The 16,657-nt window shown below is 67.0% G+C and carries 13 protein-coding genes; 8 read left to right on the top strand and 5 right to left on the bottom strand.

Translation table 11 applies throughout. The features are described 5' to 3' along the window. Positions 1-143 precede the first annotated feature (143 nt). The gene (locus ACM0PY_RS02980) at positions 144-779 is read right to left on the bottom strand and encodes a LysE/ArgO family amino acid transporter (protein WP_072168685.1); all 636 of its coding nucleotides are present in this window, start codon (positions 777-779) and stop codon (positions 144-146) included. Positions 780-917: 138 nt separating this feature from the next. Here ACM0PY_RS02980 and ACM0PY_RS02975 point away from each other — a divergent pair, with 138 nt between their 5' ends. The 4 genes from ACM0PY_RS02975 (at position 918) to ACM0PY_RS02960 (ending at position 7,045) form a co-directional block, all read left to right on the top strand. Next, positions 918-1,823, top strand: a complete 906-nt coding sequence (locus ACM0PY_RS02975; protein ID WP_180884910.1) for a LysR family transcriptional regulator ArgP — start codon at positions 918-920, stop codon at positions 1,821-1,823. A gap of 166 nt (positions 1,824-1,989) precedes the next feature. After that, a complete protein-coding gene (locus ACM0PY_RS02970) occupies positions 1,990-2,574 on the top strand; it encodes a hypothetical protein (RefSeq protein WP_134970897.1) in 585 nt (194 codons plus the stop codon). Positions 2,575-2,830: 256 nt separating this feature from the next. Then, on the top strand, positions 2,831-4,522 hold the full coding sequence (gene mqo / locus ACM0PY_RS02965) for a malate dehydrogenase (quinone) (RefSeq protein ID WP_134970899.1): 1,692 nt from the start codon (positions 2,831-2,833) through the stop codon (positions 4,520-4,522). 330 nt (positions 4,523-4,852) lie between these two features. After that, a complete protein-coding gene (locus ACM0PY_RS02960) occupies positions 4,853-7,045 on the top strand; it encodes a TonB-dependent siderophore receptor (RefSeq protein ID WP_180884912.1) in 2,193 nt (730 codons plus the stop codon). Positions 7,046-7,123: 78 nt separating this feature from the next. Here ACM0PY_RS02960 and ACM0PY_RS02955 read toward each other — a convergent pair whose 3' ends face one another. The 3 genes from ACM0PY_RS02955 to rpoE all read right to left on the bottom strand — a co-directional run bounded on the left by ACM0PY_RS02955 (position 7,124) and on the right by rpoE (position 10,229). Further along, positions 7,124-8,656, bottom strand: a complete 1,533-nt coding sequence (locus ACM0PY_RS02955; RefSeq protein WP_061479812.1) for a DegQ family serine endoprotease — start codon at positions 8,654-8,656, stop codon at positions 7,124-7,126. 74 nt (positions 8,657-8,730) lie between these two features. Continuing rightward, a complete protein-coding gene (locus tag ACM0PY_RS02950) occupies positions 8,731-9,612 on the bottom strand; it encodes a sigma-E factor negative regulatory protein (protein WP_180886455.1) in 882 nt (293 codons plus the stop codon). After that, the gene (gene rpoE / locus ACM0PY_RS02945; protein ID WP_005418256.1) at positions 9,609-10,229 is read right to left on the bottom strand and encodes an RNA polymerase sigma factor RpoE; all 621 of its coding nucleotides are present in this window, start codon (positions 10,227-10,229) and stop codon (positions 9,609-9,611) included. The genes ACM0PY_RS02950 and rpoE overlap by 4 nt, the downstream gene beginning before the upstream one ends. Before the next feature lie 235 nt (positions 10,230-10,464). On the opposite strand from rpoE, the gene ACM0PY_RS02940 reads away from it, so the two are divergent. From ACM0PY_RS02940 to ACM0PY_RS02925, 4 genes are all read left to right on the top strand, one after another. Further along, complete coding sequence (locus ACM0PY_RS02940; RefSeq protein WP_134972111.1) at positions 10,465-12,528, top strand: 3-hydroxyacyl-CoA dehydrogenase NAD-binding domain-containing protein; 2,064 nt, start codon at positions 10,465-10,467, stop codon at positions 12,526-12,528. 655 nt (positions 12,529-13,183) lie between these two features. Next, complete coding sequence (locus ACM0PY_RS02935) at positions 13,184-14,047, top strand: pirin family protein (protein ID WP_180886437.1); 864 nt, start codon at positions 13,184-13,186, stop codon at positions 14,045-14,047. A gap of 121 nt (positions 14,048-14,168) precedes the next feature. Next, entirely contained in the window at positions 14,169-14,888 is a 720-nt protein-coding gene (gene aqpZ / locus ACM0PY_RS02930) for an aquaporin Z (RefSeq protein ID WP_032954396.1), read from the top strand. Positions 14,889-15,084: 196 nt separating this feature from the next. Beyond that, on the top strand, positions 15,085-15,543 hold the full coding sequence (locus ACM0PY_RS02925; protein WP_180886435.1) for a hypothetical protein: 459 nt from the start codon (positions 15,085-15,087) through the stop codon (positions 15,541-15,543). Positions 15,544-15,671: 128 nt separating this feature from the next. Here ACM0PY_RS02925 and ACM0PY_RS02920 read toward each other — a convergent pair whose 3' ends face one another. Continuing rightward, positions 15,672-16,523 (bottom strand): pirin family protein, encoded by an 852-nt coding sequence (locus ACM0PY_RS02920; protein WP_053499689.1) that lies wholly within the window; start codon positions 16,521-16,523, stop codon positions 15,672-15,674. Between the last annotated feature and the right edge of the window lie 134 nt (positions 16,524-16,657).

Below are 16,657 nucleotides of genomic sequence, written 5' to 3'. Positions count from 1 at the left end.
CACCTTGTCCTGGTGGCCGATTCTAGGCAGGGCCATGCCTTTCCCGCCAGAGCCGGAAAAGACGACGGCACCGTTGCCGGTGCCGTCGTTGCCACTACCTTGGAGAGAGAGTCAGGACGTGGGTTCGGGGGGCGTGCGCCGGGTCAGTGGACCCCGCGCACCGCCAACATGAGGGCCAGGATGCTGAGGATCACGGCGATGGTGCCGTCGAGCACGCGCCAGGTGCTGGGCTTGGTGAACAGCGGCGCCAGCAGGCGTGCGCCGAGGCCCTGCGCGGTCAGCCACAGGCAGCTGGCGGTGACCACGCCGGCGGCGAAGGCCATGCGGGCGTTACCGAAGTTCTCGGCGATCGAGCCGATCACCATCATGTCCAGCCAGAAGTGCGGATTGATCAGCGAGAAGCCGACCGCGGCCATCAGCACCGCGCGGCGGCTGCCGTCGTCGCTGTCAGCCTCGCCCATGCCACCGCCCCCCGCGATTGCACGGCGTGCCGACTTCATCGCATACCAGGCCAGGAAGGCGACGCCGGTCCACAGCACGGCGCTGGTCAGCCACGGCAGCGCCGAGGTGAGCGTGCGCAGGCCGGCCACGCTGGCGAAGATGAAGATGGCATCGATGGCCGCGCAGGTGGCGACCACCGGCACGATGTGCTTGCGCAGGATGCCCTGGCGCAGAATGAAGGCGCTCTGGGCGCCGACCACGGCGAACAGGCCGATGCCGGTGGCTGCACCAGAGAACCAGGCACCGAGGCCGGTGCTGGCGGAGATGACCGAGAACATGGGATTCACTGCCTTGTATTGCTTGGGGGGACGGTGCCTCGCGAAGGCGGACAGCACCGGAACGGGCGCTATTGTCGCGCCGCAACATGAAAAAGACGAGCTAAACTTCCTAAATCAACATTAGCGGAGCTTAATTCGATGCGTATCGATCATGCCCAGCTGCGCGCCCTGGCCGCGGTGATCCGCGAAGGCAGCTTCGACCGCGCCGCGCAGTCGCTGAATGTCACGCCCTCGGCCATCTCGCAGCGGGTCAAGGCACTGGAGGACCGGATCGGCCGCCTGCTGGTCAAGCGCGGCACGCCGGCCACCGCCACCGCCGAGGGGCAGCTGCTGGTGCAGCTGGCCGAGCAGACCGCCCTGCTCGAACACGATGCGCTGCACCGGATGGGCCTGGCCGACGAGGACCTGCCCCAGGCCAGCATCCCGGTGGCGGTGAACCACGACAGCCTGGAGACCTGGTTCCCGCAGGCGGCCTACCAGTTCGCGCAGAGCACCGGCACCACCTTGGACCTGCGTGTGGAAGACCAGGACCACACGGTGGAGCTGCTGCGCCAGGGCACGGTGCTGGGCGCAGTGACCACCCTGGACGAGCCGGTGCAGGGCTGCCAGATCCATGCGCTGGGCAGCATCCGCTATGCAGCGACCTGCACCCCCGAATTCCGCGAACGCCACTTCGCCAAGGGCGTGACCGCGCAGGCGCTGGCGCAGGCCCCGGTGCTGGTGTTCAACCGCAAGGACGAAATGCAGTCGCGCTTCGCCCGGCGCATGGCCGGCGACGACCTGCCCAGCACCGCACCGACCTGGTGGATTCCCTCCACCCGGGCCTTCGTGCAGGCCAACCTGGGCGGCATGGGCTGGACGATGAATCCATTGCCGCTGGTCAAGCGGCACCTGGACGCCGGGCGACTGGTCTACGTACGCCAGCGCGCGTGGGAAGACGTGCCGCTGTACTGGCAGCACTGGAAGGGCGACGTGCAGACCATGGCTCTTCTGACCCGCGCCGTGCTGGATGCGTCCTCGGCGCTGATCCGGCGCAAGCGCTGAGCTGTACAGCGACAAGGGCGTGGAGGGATCAAGTCGCTTCCGCCGTGCAAGCCGTATGGCCTGATACGACTTGATCCCCTGCGTCCCCTTTTTCAGCGCGTGACCGGGGTCCGTTCCGGGTCGCCCGGTTGTGCCAGCATCGGGGCATCCGACACGGAGCGCCGCGATGCAAACCGATCCGCTGTTCCTGCACATCCGGGTGGTGATGGGCATCATCCTCGGCCTGTCGATTACCACCGTGCTCAAGGGCCTGGCGCAGATCATCGAGCATCCGCAGCGCCGCGGCTGCTCGGCCCTGCACCTGGGCTGGGTGGCGTGGACGCTGATATCGCTGGTGACCTTCTGGTGGTGGGAATTCCGCCTCATCGAGGTGCACCGCTGGACGTTTGAAACCTACCTGTTCGTGATCGTCTACTGCGCGACCTGGTTCCTGCTGTGCGCGCTGCTCTTTCCCGATGACCTGCGCGAATACGGCAGCTACGGGAACTACCTGATGCAACGGCGGCGCTGGATCTTCAGCGTGATTGCTGCGCTGACCCTGCTTGACCTGGTCGATACCGGCATCAAGGGCAGCAGCCGCTGGAAGCTGCTGGGAACCGCGTACCCGGTGCATGCCGTGTTGATGCTGGCGGTAGCGGTGCTCGGCTGGCGACTGCGCAGCCAACGCACACAGCTGCGCCTGGTGCTGGCAACGCTGGCGTACCAGATCGGCTATTTCGCCGTGGAATACTTCACCGTCGGCAGTGACTGACCCGGCTGCCTGCACTCCCGGGAAACGCCTTCGCCGCCCCGCGGCCGGGCGGCATCGGCATCCGCAGGGACGGCCGCGTCGCCGGGCATGGCCTGGCGCTATGGTAGAGGAACGCCGACCGGATGCTGCGTTGCATCAAAAACGGACCGGTTCCGGTTAGAATCACCGCTGGATGCTGCAAGGCGTTGTTTCTTCACGCCCTTTCCCTGCCCCACGCGCATCCTGACCCTTCCCCTCCGCCAACGATCCCGCCCCCATGAAGAAATTTGGCAAGGCTCTTCTCGCCCTGCTCGTGCTGCTGTTGCTGGCCGCCGCGCTGTTCCTGTACTGGCCGCTGACCCAGCGCTCGGTGCCCGCCGCCAGCAACGACAAGCCCGTCGATGTTGTGCTGGTCGGCGCCGGCATCATGAGCATCACCCTGGCCACCTACCTGCAGGAACTGCAGCCGGACTGGAACATCCAGGTCTACGAACGCCTCGACGGCGTCGCCGGTGAAAGCTCCGATGGCTGGAACAACGCCGGCACCGGCCACTCGGCGTTCGCCGAACTGAACTACACCCCGGAACTGCCCGACGGCAGCATCGAGACCAAGCGCGCGGTCGGCATCGCCGAATCGTTCGAGGTCTCGCGCCAGTTCTGGTCGCACCAGGTGAAGGAAGGCCGGCTGAGCCAGCCCAGCGACTTCATCAACCCGACGCCGCACATGAGCTTCGTCTGGGGCGATGACAACATCGCCTACCTGCACAAGCGCCAGCAGGCGCTGGTGAAGAACCCGCTGTTCTACGGCATGCAGTACTCGGAAGATCCGGCACAGATCAAGCAGTGGGCGCCGCTGCTGATGGAAGGCCGCGACCCGAAGCAGAAGGTGGCCGCGACCTGGATGCCGCTCGGTACCGACGTCAACTTCGGTGTGATCACCCGCCAGCTGACCGCCGGCCTGCAGCGCAGCCCGAACTTCAGCCTGCACCTGAACCACGAAGTGACCGCGCTGCGGCAGAACGCCGACAAGAGCTGGAACGTGACGGTGAAGGATCTCAAGGCCGGCACCGAAACGACCACCCACACCCGCTTCGTGTTCATCGGTGCCGGTGGCGCCGCGCTGAAGCTGCTGCAGATGTCGGGCATTCCGGAATCGAAGGACTATGCCGGCTTCCCGGTCGGTGGCCAGTTCCTCGCCTTCCAGGGCCAGGACGTGACCTCGCGCCATGGCGTGAAAGCCTACGGCATGGCCGAGACCGGTTCGCCGCCGATGTCGGTGCCGCACCTGGATGCGCGCAAGCTGGACGGCAAGCCGGTGGTCCTGTTCGGGCCGTTCGCGCTGTACAGCACCAAGTTCCTCAAGCACGGCTCGTGGTGGGACCTGTATTCCTCGGTGACCCACAACAACGTTGGCCCGATGCTGGAAGTGGGCAAGGACAACCTGGACCTGGTGCAGTACCTGATGGGCCAGGCGCGCCTGAACGATGCCGACCGCCAGGCCGAACTGGTCAAGTACTTCCCCAATGCCAAGCCGGGTGACTGGAAGCTGGTCACCGCCGGCCAGCGCGTGCAGATCATCAAGCGCGATCCGCTGAAGGGCCCGGTGCTGCAGTTCGGTACCGAGATCGTGACCGACAAGGACCACACCATCGCCGCCCTGCTCGGCGCGTCGCCGGGCGCCTCGACCTCGCCGCCAATCATGCTGGACCTGATGGCCAAGGCCTTCCCGGAGCAGATGAAGGCCGGCTGGGAAACCCGCCTGCGCGAGATCGTGCCGTCGTATGGGCGCAAGCTCAACGACAGCCCGGCGCTGGTGAACGAGATCCGTACACTGACCAGCCAGACCCTGCACCTGCCGTACCTGGAGGTCCCGGTGGATGCGAACGCGGCGGTGCCGGCTCCGGCCGCTGCGGCTCCAGCTCCGGCGAAGGAAAAGCGCAATGCCAATGAGGAACTGCAGGCGCTGTAAGCCCGCGCGTTCCTTCGATGCAGACGGACGGCCACCTTCGGGTGGCCGTTTGCGTCTGGGCGGGCTACCGCCTGTAGAGCCGAGCCTGCGCTCGGCTGCTCTTCGCGGCTGCCAACAGCCGAGCATGGGCTCGGCTCTACAGAAAGCCTGCCGGATGCCGGGAAGCCCCTGCGCAGTGACGCGAATTGTAATGTTGTTAAGAATTATTTACATTTGCACCCTGCGCAGTGATCGCGCCGCTCCAGATGGACCTGACCGTGCCCGAAGCCGCCGCCCCGGGTGCTGGACGACTGTTGCCGCCCTTCCCCGTTTCCAAGCCTCGAGCCCACCATGCCCCTGCCTGTCCGTAACCGCCTGCCCCGCCGCGCGCTGCTGCCGGCTGCCCTGCTTTCGTCGCTGACCCTGCTGGTCACGCCCGCCGCGTTCGCCGCCGCCGATGCCGCCGCCGATGCCAAGACCCTGGACCGGGTCAGCGTCCGGGCCGAGCGGTCCGCTCCGCCGGCCAGTACCACGCGCCTGCCGATCACCCTGCAGGAAACCCCGCAGTCGGCCACCGCGATCAGCCTGCAGCGCCTGCAGGACGAATCACTGTTCAGCATCAACGATGTGATGCGCAACGTGACCGGCGTCAGCGTGTCCTTCTATGACACGCAGCGCCCGCTGTACTACGCGCGTGGCTTCGCCATCACCGACTTCCAGGTCGACGGCATTCCCACCTACAGCGGCTCCACCAACCAGGAATACGACACCGCCTTCTACGACCGCATCGAAGTGATCCGCGGTGCCAACGGCCTGCTCAGCGGCGCCGGCGTGCCGTCGGCCACGGTCAACCTGCTGCGCAAGCGCCCCGGCAAGGAATTCGACGCGTCGTTCGCGGTCAGTGCCGGCAGCTGGGACTACCGCCGCATGGAAGCCGACGTCACCGCGCCGCTGACCGATGACGGCCGTTTCCGCAGCCGTGTGGTCGCCGCTTACACCGATCGTGGCCTGTATTACGACCGTTACGACGAGAACAAGATGGCCGGCATGGCGGTGCTGGAAGGCGATGTCACCGACAGCACCACCCTCACCCTCGGCTACCAGACCCAGGACAACAACCCGACCGGTTCGACCTGGGGCACCGTGCCGTTCTTCGACAACCAAGGCAATTTCGCCCATCTGCCGCGCTCGACCAACCTGTCGCCGAAGTGGAGCTACTGGAAGCGCGAGAGCAACACCGCCTTCGCCAACCTGGAACAGCGTTTCGGCGACAACTGGCTGCTGAAGATCAACACCGCCTACACCCGTGGCAACGTGCAGAACGTGCGCCTGTACGGCACCGGCAACCCGGACCCGGTGACCGGCTCGGGCATCTTCCTGCGTGCGGCCGCCGGTGATTCGAAAGACACCCGCCGCAATGTCGATGCTTACCTGACCGGCAGCTTCCCGCTGTTCGGCCGCGACCACGACCTCACGGTCGGTGCCCAGTGGTCGGATCTGGAAGGGACCACGAACACCGTGGCGCTGAACTTCCCGGGCGACTGGGCCACCTGCGGGCGTGAGCGCTGCTACTACATCCCCAATGTGTATTCCTGGAACGGCGACATTTCCGAGGTGACCTACACCCGCACCGGCGCGCGCCGCGTGGCCAAGACCACGCAGAGTGGCGTCTATCTGGCCACCCGCCTGCACCTGGCCGATCCGCTGTCGCTGATCGCCGGTGCACGCCTGAGCCGCTGGGAAACCCTCACCCGCTCCTACAACGCCGCCGGCGCCTATACCGGCACCAGCGGTGCGTACAGAGTGAGCGATGAAGTCACTCCGTACGTGGGCCTGGTCTACGAGATCACCCCGAACGTGTCGGCCTATGCCAGCTACACCGAGATCTTCAATCCGCAGAACTACAAGGACCGCAACGAGAACCTGCTGGCACCGGTGCAGGGCTCGAACCTGGAAGCGGGCATCAAGACGCAGTGGTTCGATGGCCGCCTGACCGCAAATGCCGCTGTGTTCGAGGCCAAGCAGGACAACTACGCGGTGCGTGACATGGGCGTGCCGGAAGGCACGCTGAGCGACGGCAGCTCGGCCTACATCGGCGTCAACGGTACCAAGGCGCGTGGCTGGGAGATGGATATCAACGGCGAAATCCTGCCGGGCTGGACGGTCAATGCCGGCTACACCCACGTCAAGGTCACCCGCGCCGCCACCGACCTGCTGTACGCCAACCCGCCCAAGGACCTGCTGCAGCTCAACACGCAACTGCAGCTGCGCGGTGCGCTGGAACGCCTGAGCATCGGCGGTGGCCTGCAGTGGCAGAGCAAGGTGCAGGGCTACAACATCGCCTACCCGCTGGGCGGCACGGTGACCGTGAACCAGCCGGCGTACATGCTGGTGCAATTCAATGCCAACTACCGCATCAGCGACAGCTGGACTGCAACGCTGAGCGTGCGCAACGCGCTGGACAAGACTTACTGGGCCAACCTGGACTACAACAACTACGGCGAGCCGCGCTTCGTGTCGGCCAGCCTGCGCTGGAAGTTCTGAGCCACCTGCGAACCGGTGGGGGGGGGGGGGGGGGGGGGGGGCGCCCCCCCCCCCCCCGAAGCGGCCCCGGCAGGAGCCTTACTGGCCGGCCTTCACCGCCACGAAGGCGCTGTTGCCGTTGGCCGTGCGGACCAGCAGCATCACCACGTCGTCCTTCTTGAAGCTGGACAACGCCCGGTTCAGGGCATCCACGCTGCCGACCGCAGTGCGGCCGACCTGCAGGATCACCATGCCCGGCGACAGGCCGGCATCGCGTGCCGCCTGGCCCTTGACCCCGGTGATGCGCACGCCTTCATTGCCGTTGAGCCCCAACTGCTTGCGCTGGGCCGCGTTCAGGTCGCTGACGTCCAGCCCCAGCAGGGCGTTGGCACCGGTCTGCGGAGCCGCCTCGCCACCGCCAGCCGACGGCCCGCGGGCATTGGCCTGCCCGTCCTCGCTCAGTGCGGTCAGCGTGGCACTGAGCTCATGCGGCTTGCCGTCGCGGTAAACCACCAGGTTCACCTTGCTGCCCGGCGCCATCGCACCGATCAGCGGCGGCAGGTCGGACCAGCTGTTGACTGCGCTGCCGTTGACCGAGCGGATGACATCGCCCACCTGCACGCCGGCCTTGGCGGCCGCACTGCCGGCCACGATCTGGTTGACCAGCGCGCCGCGGCTGTCGGGCAGGCCCAGTCCCTGCGCCTTCAGCGAATCGATCGGTTCGACCACCGCGCCGAGCTGGCCGCGGGTGACCTTGCCGCTCTTCTTGATCTGCTCGACCGCGCTCATCGCCAGGTCGATCGGAATCGCGAAGCTGATGCCCATGTAGCCGCCGGAGGCCGAGAATATCTGCGAGTTGATGCCGACCACTTCGCCGCGGGTGTTCAGCAGCGGACCACCGGAATTGCCCTGGTTGATCGCCACGTCGGTCTGGATGAACGGCACGTAGCGCTGGTCAGGCCCCCCCGTACTGCGACCGACGGCGCTGACCACGCCGGCGGTAACGGAATGGTCGAGGCCGAACGGCGAGCCGATCGCGACAACCCATTGGCCCGGCTTCAGGGTGTTGGAATCACCCACGCGCACGGTGGGCAGGTTCTTGCCATCGATCTTGAGCAGGGCCACGTCGTACTGCTGGTCGCTGCCCACCACCTTGGCGGTGAACTCGCGGCTGTCGCCCAGCTTGACCTTCACCTCGCTGGCGTCGGCCACCACGTGGTAGTTGGTCAGTACATAGCCATCGGGCGAGATGATGAAGCCCGATCCCATGCCACGCCCCTTGATGCTGGGACCGCCATCCTGCCCACCCGGCCCCTGCCCCGGCATCGGGAAGTCAGGGCCGAAGAAGCGGCGGAAGAACTCCGGCATGTCATCGTCGCCCATCGGGCCGCGCGAGGCCTGGCGGTTGTTGCGGACGATGGTGGTGTCGACGTTGACCACGCCCGGGCCGACCTGTTCGACCAGGTTGGTGAAGTCAGGCAAGCCACTGACCAGCGGTTGTGCAGGCGCCCGCGGCGCCGCGGCCGGCGCAGGCTGGGCCGGGGCGGCAGGCGCAGGCGCCTGCGCGCAGGCCACCAGGGGAAGGGTCAGGGCCAGCAGGCCAATGGCCTGCGTGCGAAGTCGGGGAGTCATCGGACGGCAACCTCCGGGTCGGATGGAAAGAGGAATACGGGCCCCGCCGACGGCGGGGCGTGAAGGCGCCCGGCTCAGTCGCGCGGGCGCGGCGGCACCGGCAGGTCGTCCTGCAGGCGCGGCTCGAACGGGTAGAACGCGGCACCGCCGGCGCGGGCCGGGAAACTGGCATTGAGCGCACCACCCGCGGTCGGCGCCAGGCTGGAGCGCGGCCACGGCCGGGCCTGCAGCCCGCCGACCTCACCGAATGGCAGGTTGTGGTTGGCGTTGGCCGGTACGGTCGGAGCCAGCGGTGCCTGCACGGCGGCAATCGCGCGCTGCGGAGCGTCATCGCGCTGGGCGGCACGCGCGGCCTGCTGGCTGCGGGTTGCACTGGCGCGGCGGGCGTCCTGGCGACGGCTGGTAGCAGCCATCGCCACAGCCGGCGCCGCCGCCACGGCCATCGCGGCGGTATCCACCGATGCTTCGGTCACCGGGGCCGGCGAGGTTGGCGCCGGCGGCAGTTCCGCCTGGCTGGCGATCACCTGCGGCGCCAGCGGTTCACCCGGCGTGGCCTCCTTCAGTTTCTCGCCACCGATGAACAGCGCGACGGCGGCCACCGACGCGGCCAGGGCGGCGCCGCCGCCCCAGGCCCGCCAGCCACTGCGACGTACCTGGCGACGCGGCTCGGCCTGTGGCGCCGGCTCGGCCGCGATGGCGGCAGCCACGGCGGCACTGAACCCGGCCGGGGCCAGTGCCGACGCCTGCCCGCGCATCACGTCGCCCAGCAGCTGCCAGCGTTCCTGGCAGCCGGCCAGCTCGGGGTCGTGCTCCATCCGGCGCAGCAGGAAGCGCGCTTCATCGGCGCCCAGCTCGCCATCGACCAGGGCCGACAGCTGCTCGCGATGGCGCTGGTCCAGGCGCTGCCCGGCGGGCGATTGATGGTTCTGCGATTCGTTGAACGGGTTACTGGTCATACGCGGCTCTTCTCACGGGTGGCGCTGCCGATGTCCAGCAGCGGCCGGAGTTCGGTGTCGATCGCCTCGCGCGCCCGGAAGATCCGTGAACGCACCGTGCCGATCGGGCACCCCATCTTCTGCGCGATATCCTCGTAGCTCAGGCCTTCCACCTCGCGCAGGGTGATCGCTGACCGGAGCTCTTCCGGCAGCGCGTTGACGGCCTTCATCACCGTCTGTTCCAGCTCCTGGCGCATCAACTCGCGTTCGGGCGTGTCGGTGTCACGCAGGCGCGTACCACTGTCGAACTGTTCGGCATCGCCGATGTCGATGTCATCGGTCGGCGGCCGTCGATTGTGTGAAGCCAGGTAGTTTTTGGCGGTATTCACGGCGATTCGATGCAACCAGGTTGAGAACTGGGCATCGCCACGGAAACTCCCGATCGCGCGGTAGGCACGGATGAAAGTGTCCTGGGCGACGTCCTGACATTCGCTCCAGTCGGCGATGTAGCGACCGACCAGGGCCACCACCCGATGCTGGTACTTGCGCACCAGGACATCGAAGGCGGCACTCTCGCCGTGCTGCACGCGCCGGACCAGTTCCAGATCCAGCTCCTGTGGTGTATCAACCTCGGCCATGAGGGGCCGCACTCCTGTCAGCCCAACCGACGTCGGGCAATGAGACTGCCAATCCCGGGAAAAGTTCAGTCGCCGATCACCTGGCGCCGCACCAGCTTTTAACCACCGTTCCGTTAGCGTCCCGGTCCACGGCCATGGATCCGGGGGCGCCACTCCCCTGCTATTGGGATTTGACGCGGGGGAAACAACCTCTGGATCATAGCCGCTTCTCCATACACAACCGGATGGAACGTCCATGCTCTCAGGCTTCGATGGTCTCCGCTTCAGCCACTGGCACCCCGAGATCCGCGACGACGGCGTGGTGGTTCTCTCCCTGGATCGTCAGGACAGCAGCGTCAACGCGATGTCGCAGGACGTGCTGCTGGAGCTGGGCGACCTGCTTGAGCGCATCGCGCTGGACCCGCCCAAGGGCGTGGTGGTCCAGTCGCTGAAGAAGGCCGGCTTCATTGCCGGTGCCGACCTGAAGGAGTTCCAGGAATTCGACCGTCGCGGCACTGTCAACGACGCGATCCGTCGTGGCCAGGCGACCTATCAGAAGCTGGCCGAGCTGCCCTGCCCCACCGTTGCGGCGATCCACGGCCACTGCCTGGGCGGCGGCACCGAACTGGCGCTGGCCTGCCGCTACCGCGTGGCGTCCAATGACAGCAGCACCCGCATCGGCCTGCCGGAAACCCAGCTGGGCATCTTCCCGGGCTGGGGCGGCAGCGCCCGCCTGCCGCAGTTGGTGGGCGCGCCGGCGGCGATGGACATGATGCTGACCGGCCGCACCCTGTCGGCCTCCGCCGCGCGTGGCATCGGCCTGGTCGACAAGGTGGTGGCGCCAGCGGTGGTGCTCGACACCGCCGTCGCGCTGGCGCTGTCCGGTACCACCCGCCCGTTCAAGCAGCGCGCGACGGCATGGGCCACCAACACCTGGCTGGCACGCAGGCTGCTGGCGCCGCAGATGGTCAAGCAGGTCGCACGCAAGGCGAAGAAGGACCATTACCCGGCGCCGTACGCGCTGATCAGCACCTGGCAACGAAGTGGTGGCAAGCCGATCCAGGCCCGCCTGGACGCCGAGCGGCGCGCCGTGGTGAAGCTGGCCAGTACACCGACCGCGCGCAACCTGATCCGTATCTTCTTCCTCACCGAGCGACTGAAGGGCCTGGGCAGTGGTGATTCCGGCATCCGTCACGTGCACGTGGTCGGCGCCGGCGTGATGGGCGGCGACATCGCCGCGTGGGCCGCTTACAAGGGCTTCGAGGTGACCCTGCAGGACCGCGAGCAGCGCTTCATCGACCCGGCCATGGAACGCGCGCAGGCGCTGTTTGCCAAGAAGGTGCGCGACGAAAGCAAGCGCCCCGCCGTGGCCGCACGCCTGCGTGCCGACCTGGAAGGCAATGGGGTTGCCGAAGCGGATCTGGTGATCGAGGCGATCATCGAGAACCCGGAAGCCAAGCGTGCGCTGTACCAGACGCTGGAACCGAAGATGAAGCAGGACGCCCTGCTGACCACCAATACCTCGTCGATTCCACTGGTGGAACTGCGCGATCACATCCAGCGCCCGGCGCAGTTCGCCGGCCTGCACTACTTCAACCCGGTAGCACAGATGCCGCTGGTGGAAATCATCCACCACGATGGCATGGCGCCGGAGGCCGAGCGCCGCCTGGCCGCGTTCTGCAAGGCGCTGGGCAAGTTCCCGGTGCCGGTGGCCGGCAGCCCGGGCTTCCTGGTCAACCGCGTGCTGTTCCCGTACATGCTGGAAGCCGCCACCGCGTACGCCGAAGGCATCCCGGGCCCGGTGATCGACAAGGCCGCAGTGAAGTTCGGCATGCCGATGGGCCCGATCGAACTGATCGATACCGTCGGCCTGGACGTGGCCGCCGGTGTCGGCCGCGAACTGGCACCGTTCCTGGGCCTGCAGATTCCGGCCGCGCTGCAGACGGTGGAACCGGACAAGCGTGGCAAGAAGGATGGCCAGGGCATCTACACCTGGGAAAACGGCAAGCCGAAGAAGCCGGACGTGGCCAGCGACTACCAGGCCCCGGCCGACCTGGAAGACCGCCTGATCCTGCCGCTGTTGAACGAGGCAGTGGCGTGCCTGCACGAAGGCGTGGTGGCCGATGCGGACCTGCTGGATGCCGGCGTGATCTTCGGCACCGGTTTTGCTCCGTTCCGCGGCGGTCCGATCCAGCACATCCGTGCGGTCGGTGCCGATGCGATCGTCGAGCGGTTGAAGGCGCTGCAGCAGCGCCACGGCGACCGTTTCGCCCCGCGCCCGGGCTGGGACAACCCCGTCCTGCGCGAACCGGTGGTCTGAGTTCATCGGCCGGGCCTGCGGCCCGGCACCCGCAGAGGCAACCGCCGAAGCAAAAGCCAGAGCCAGAGCCGGAGCCGGAGCAACAGCCGGCTCTGGCTTTTCTGTTTGTTGGGCGGGGCGGTGTCGGGTTGCGGGGACGCCGTAAACCCGTCCTTGGGGGCTTGGCCGCGGCATCCATGCCGCGGACACCCCGCAACCCGACACCGCCCCACCCCTGACAGTTTCCCGGTGACGGTGGGTGAACTGCGATGGCTGTAGGTGTCGACCTTGTTCAGCACGGATCATTACGAACTGGCGGGTGTCGACCTTGGTCGACACCAAGAGCGAAGCGACCGGCGTTTGATTTTGATTTTCTTTTTCCTTCTCCGTGGTTGGAAAGCACACGGAAACTGTCAGGGGCCGGGCGGGGTGGGTTCGCGGGGGTGTCCGCGGCATGGATGCCGCGGCCAAGCCTCCACGGACGGATTCACGGCGTCCCCCGCGAACCCACCCCGCCCGGCCAAGCACGGCTTGTGCTTGTGCCGTCAGCGACCAAGCGACCAGCCACGAGGGGCTGCGCCGTTGGCTGGAACACCCTGTTACCCATACGAGGCATGTCCCCGTCACAGCCGCATGCGATGCTGACCACCTGATCCCTGCCAGCGAGAACGCCCGCATGACCACCATCATCGCCCCGCGCGTGCACGACATCGGCGGCCTCGAAGTCCGCCGCGCCGTCCCCACCCTGCAGGCGCGCAGCATCGGCTCGTTCGTGTTCGTCGACCAGATGGGCCCGGCACTGATGCACCCCGGCACCGCCATCGACGTGCGCCCGCATCCGCACATCGGCCTGGCCACGGTTACCTATCTGTGGTCGGGCGCCATCGGCCACCGCGACACCCTGGGCTCGGATCAGGTCATTCGTCCCGGTGACGTCAACTGGATGACCGCCGGCCGCGGCATCGCCCATTCCGAACGCACGCCACAATCGGACCGCGACCATGACAACCCGATCCACGGCATGCAGACCTGGGTCGCGTTGCCGAAGTCGCATGAGGAAATCGAGCCGGCGTTCTATCACCATGCCGCTGCCACCCTGCCCGAGCAGCGCCGCAACGGGGCCTGGCTTCGGGTGATCGCTGGCCGCGCCTATGGCGAGGAATCGCCGGTGAAAGTGTTCGCCGATACGCTCAATGTGGCGATCGATCTGGACCCGGACGCGGAAATCGACATCGACGACGGTCACCGCGAGCGCGCGTTGTACATCCTTGAGGGCGACGCGCAGTTGGATGGCGTGGACATTCCCGCACAGCACCTGGTCATCCCCAAAGCCGGCGCACGCGGCCGCCTGCGCGCAAAGACACCGGTGAAGGCGATGCTGTTCGGTGGCGAGCCGCTGGATGGCCCGCGCCACCTGTGGTGGAACTTCGTGTCCAGCTCGAAAGAGCGTATCGAGCAGGCGAAGCACGATTGGGAAGCCGGTCGCTTCGGCACCATCCCCGGCGACGACAAGGAGTTCATCCCGCTGCCGCAGTACTGAGCATCGCGTGTTGCACACATCCGAGGGTGTATTCCTGCACCCGGCGTTGACGCTACAGTCACCCGCTGATCATTGAAATGTGACATAAATCACACTTTCGACCGTCAAAGGAGTGCAACACATGAGCATGGGTAAACGCTTGTCCGCCGAGTTCCTCGGCACGTTCTGGCTGGTTCTGGGTGGCTGTGGCAGTGCAGTGCTGGCCGCCAAGTTCGGTGGTGACGGCAATCCGCTGGGTATCGGCTTCCTCGGCGTGGCGCTCGCCTTCGGCCTGACCGTGGTGACCGGCGCCTATGCGTTCGGCCATATCTCCGGTGCGCACTTCAATCCGGCGGTCAGCGTCGGCCTGTGGGCCGGTGGTCGTTTCCCGACCAAGGACCTGGTGCCGTACATCATCGCCCAGGTTGCGGGCGGCCTGTTGGCCGGCTTCATCCTGCTGCAGATCGCCTCCGGCGCCAGCGGCTTCGCCATCGATGGCAGCCAGGCCGGAGCGTTCGCCAGCAATGGCTATGGCGCGCTGTCGCCCGGTGGTTACAGCGTGGCTGCGGCCTTCCTGTGCGAAGTGGTCCTGACCGCGGTGTTCCTGATCGTGATCATGGGCTCCACCCACGGCAAGGCACCGGCCGGGTTCGCCCCGCTGGCGATCGGCCTGTCGCTGACCCTGATCCACCTGATCAGCATCCCGGTCACCAACACCTCGGTGAACCCGGCCCGCTCCACGGCCGTTGCCTTCTTCGCCGGCAGCGGTGCGGTCAGCCAGTTGTGGCTGTTCTGGGTCGCCCCGTTGCTGGGTGGCGCGATTGGCGGCCTGATCTACAAGTGGATCGGCAACGACCGCTGATCCCCGCAGCAACCATTGCGGCCGACCCTCGGCCGCAATGGTTGCGCTTGCAACCGCGAATTGTGCGATTGCTCACGTTCCGTTAAGGTTGAGTTGACCGTCCGTGCACATGCCGGATGGGGGGCGTCCGGGGATGGGATGCCATGGTCGCCGGCTCTGCTGGCGAAGCCAACCAATTCATCACCTTGGGGGATGCATGAAGTTCGTGCCTGTCATGTTGTCGAGCCTGCTTTTCGCTGCGGCCCAGGCCGCCGCGCAGGCGCCGTCCGAATGTCCTTCGCTGCCGGCCGGCAGCGGTCTGCAGTGGCAGCTGCAGGTGCAGGCCGATTTCCTGGTCTGCCGCGCCAGCACCCCTGATGGCCGCGAAGTGCTGAGCCTGATGCTCAGCGCGCGTGACCCGTCCATTCCGCTGAACCGCTCGCTGCGGCAGGAAAAAGGCAGCTTCGGCGGTGAATCGCTGTACTGGTACCAGCCCGACCTGGGCGGCCAGCAACCGCCGGGGTATGCCGAACGGCGCATCAGCGTGGTCAAGCTCGACAAGGGGCGTTACGCGCAGATTTCGCTGTATCCGGACAGCGCGCAGGAGCTGGGGTCACTGCAACAGCTGGCGCAGGGCATGAGCCTGACCCCGTCGGCCGTGGCCGCCGGGCGCTGAGGATGACGGGGATGACTGCTTGGCAGCATCCCCGCAGCGCGACCCCATCCAACGGTTGTGCCGGTCGCTGGCCGGCACCCCGATCCGCCTCCATGCGAGGCAGTTGCCGGCCAGCGGCCGGTACTACGTCAGAACTTGCCTTCCTGGAAATCGACGAAGGCCTGCATCAGTTCCTGCCGCGTGTTCATCACGAACGGCCCGTGGCGCATCACCGGTTCGCGCAGCGGACGGCCGGCCACCAGGATCAGGCGCGCGCCTTCATTGCCGGCCGAGATGTGCAACTGCTCGCCACCGCCCAGCACCGCCAGTTCCTGGCGGGCGACGTCGCGCGCGGCGTCCTGCTCACCCACGGTCACGCCACCTTCGAATACGTACGCAAAGGCGTTGTGCCCTTCCGGCAGCGCATAGGTCCAGGCACGGTCGGGCGCCAGCGTGATGTCGAGGTAGAGCGGGTCGGTGGCCGGTTGCACGATCGGGCCGCGGGTGCCATCGACCGTGCCAGCAATCACCTTCACCTCCACGCCCGCTTCCGGGTGCACCACCGGAATCCGCTCAGGCGCGAACTCCTGGTACTTCGGCTCGGTCATCTTCTCCTTCGCCGGCAGGTTCACCCACAGCTGGAAGCCACGCATCTGCCCGCTTTCCTGCTCGGGCATCTCCGAGTGCACCAGGCCGCGGCCAGCGGTCATCCACTGCACACTGCCCGGGGTCAGCAGGCCTTCGTTGCCATGGTTGTCGCGATGCCGCATGCGCCCGTCGAGCATGTAGGTGACGGTCTCGAATCCGCGGTGCGGATGCTCCGGGAAACCGGCGATGTAGTCCTCGGCGCGGTCTGTGCCGAATTCATCGAGCAGCAGGAACGGATCAAGGTCGGGCAGCGTCGGGCCACCGATGACGCGGGTCAGGCGCACGCCGGCACCGTCGGAGGTGGGCATGCCACGGATGGTCCGCAGCACGCGGACCGGTTCGGGAAAGCTCATGGCGACTCCTGTTGGATGGATGCCACTGAAGATGGACGCCGCACGGCCACACGCCAATGGACGGCGCCGCAACCGATTGTTCCATCCCTGATGTTCGCTGCACGTCAGCACAACAAGCGTACGACCAAAGTACT

Source organism: Stenotrophomonas sp. BR163 (assembly GCF_047520985.2).
GTDB classification, from domain to species: Bacteria; Pseudomonadota; Gammaproteobacteria; order Xanthomonadales; family Xanthomonadaceae; genus Stenotrophomonas; species Stenotrophomonas sepilia.
Note: the sequence above shows the minus strand (reverse complement) of the source record. Positions and strands in the feature narration are given on the sequence as shown.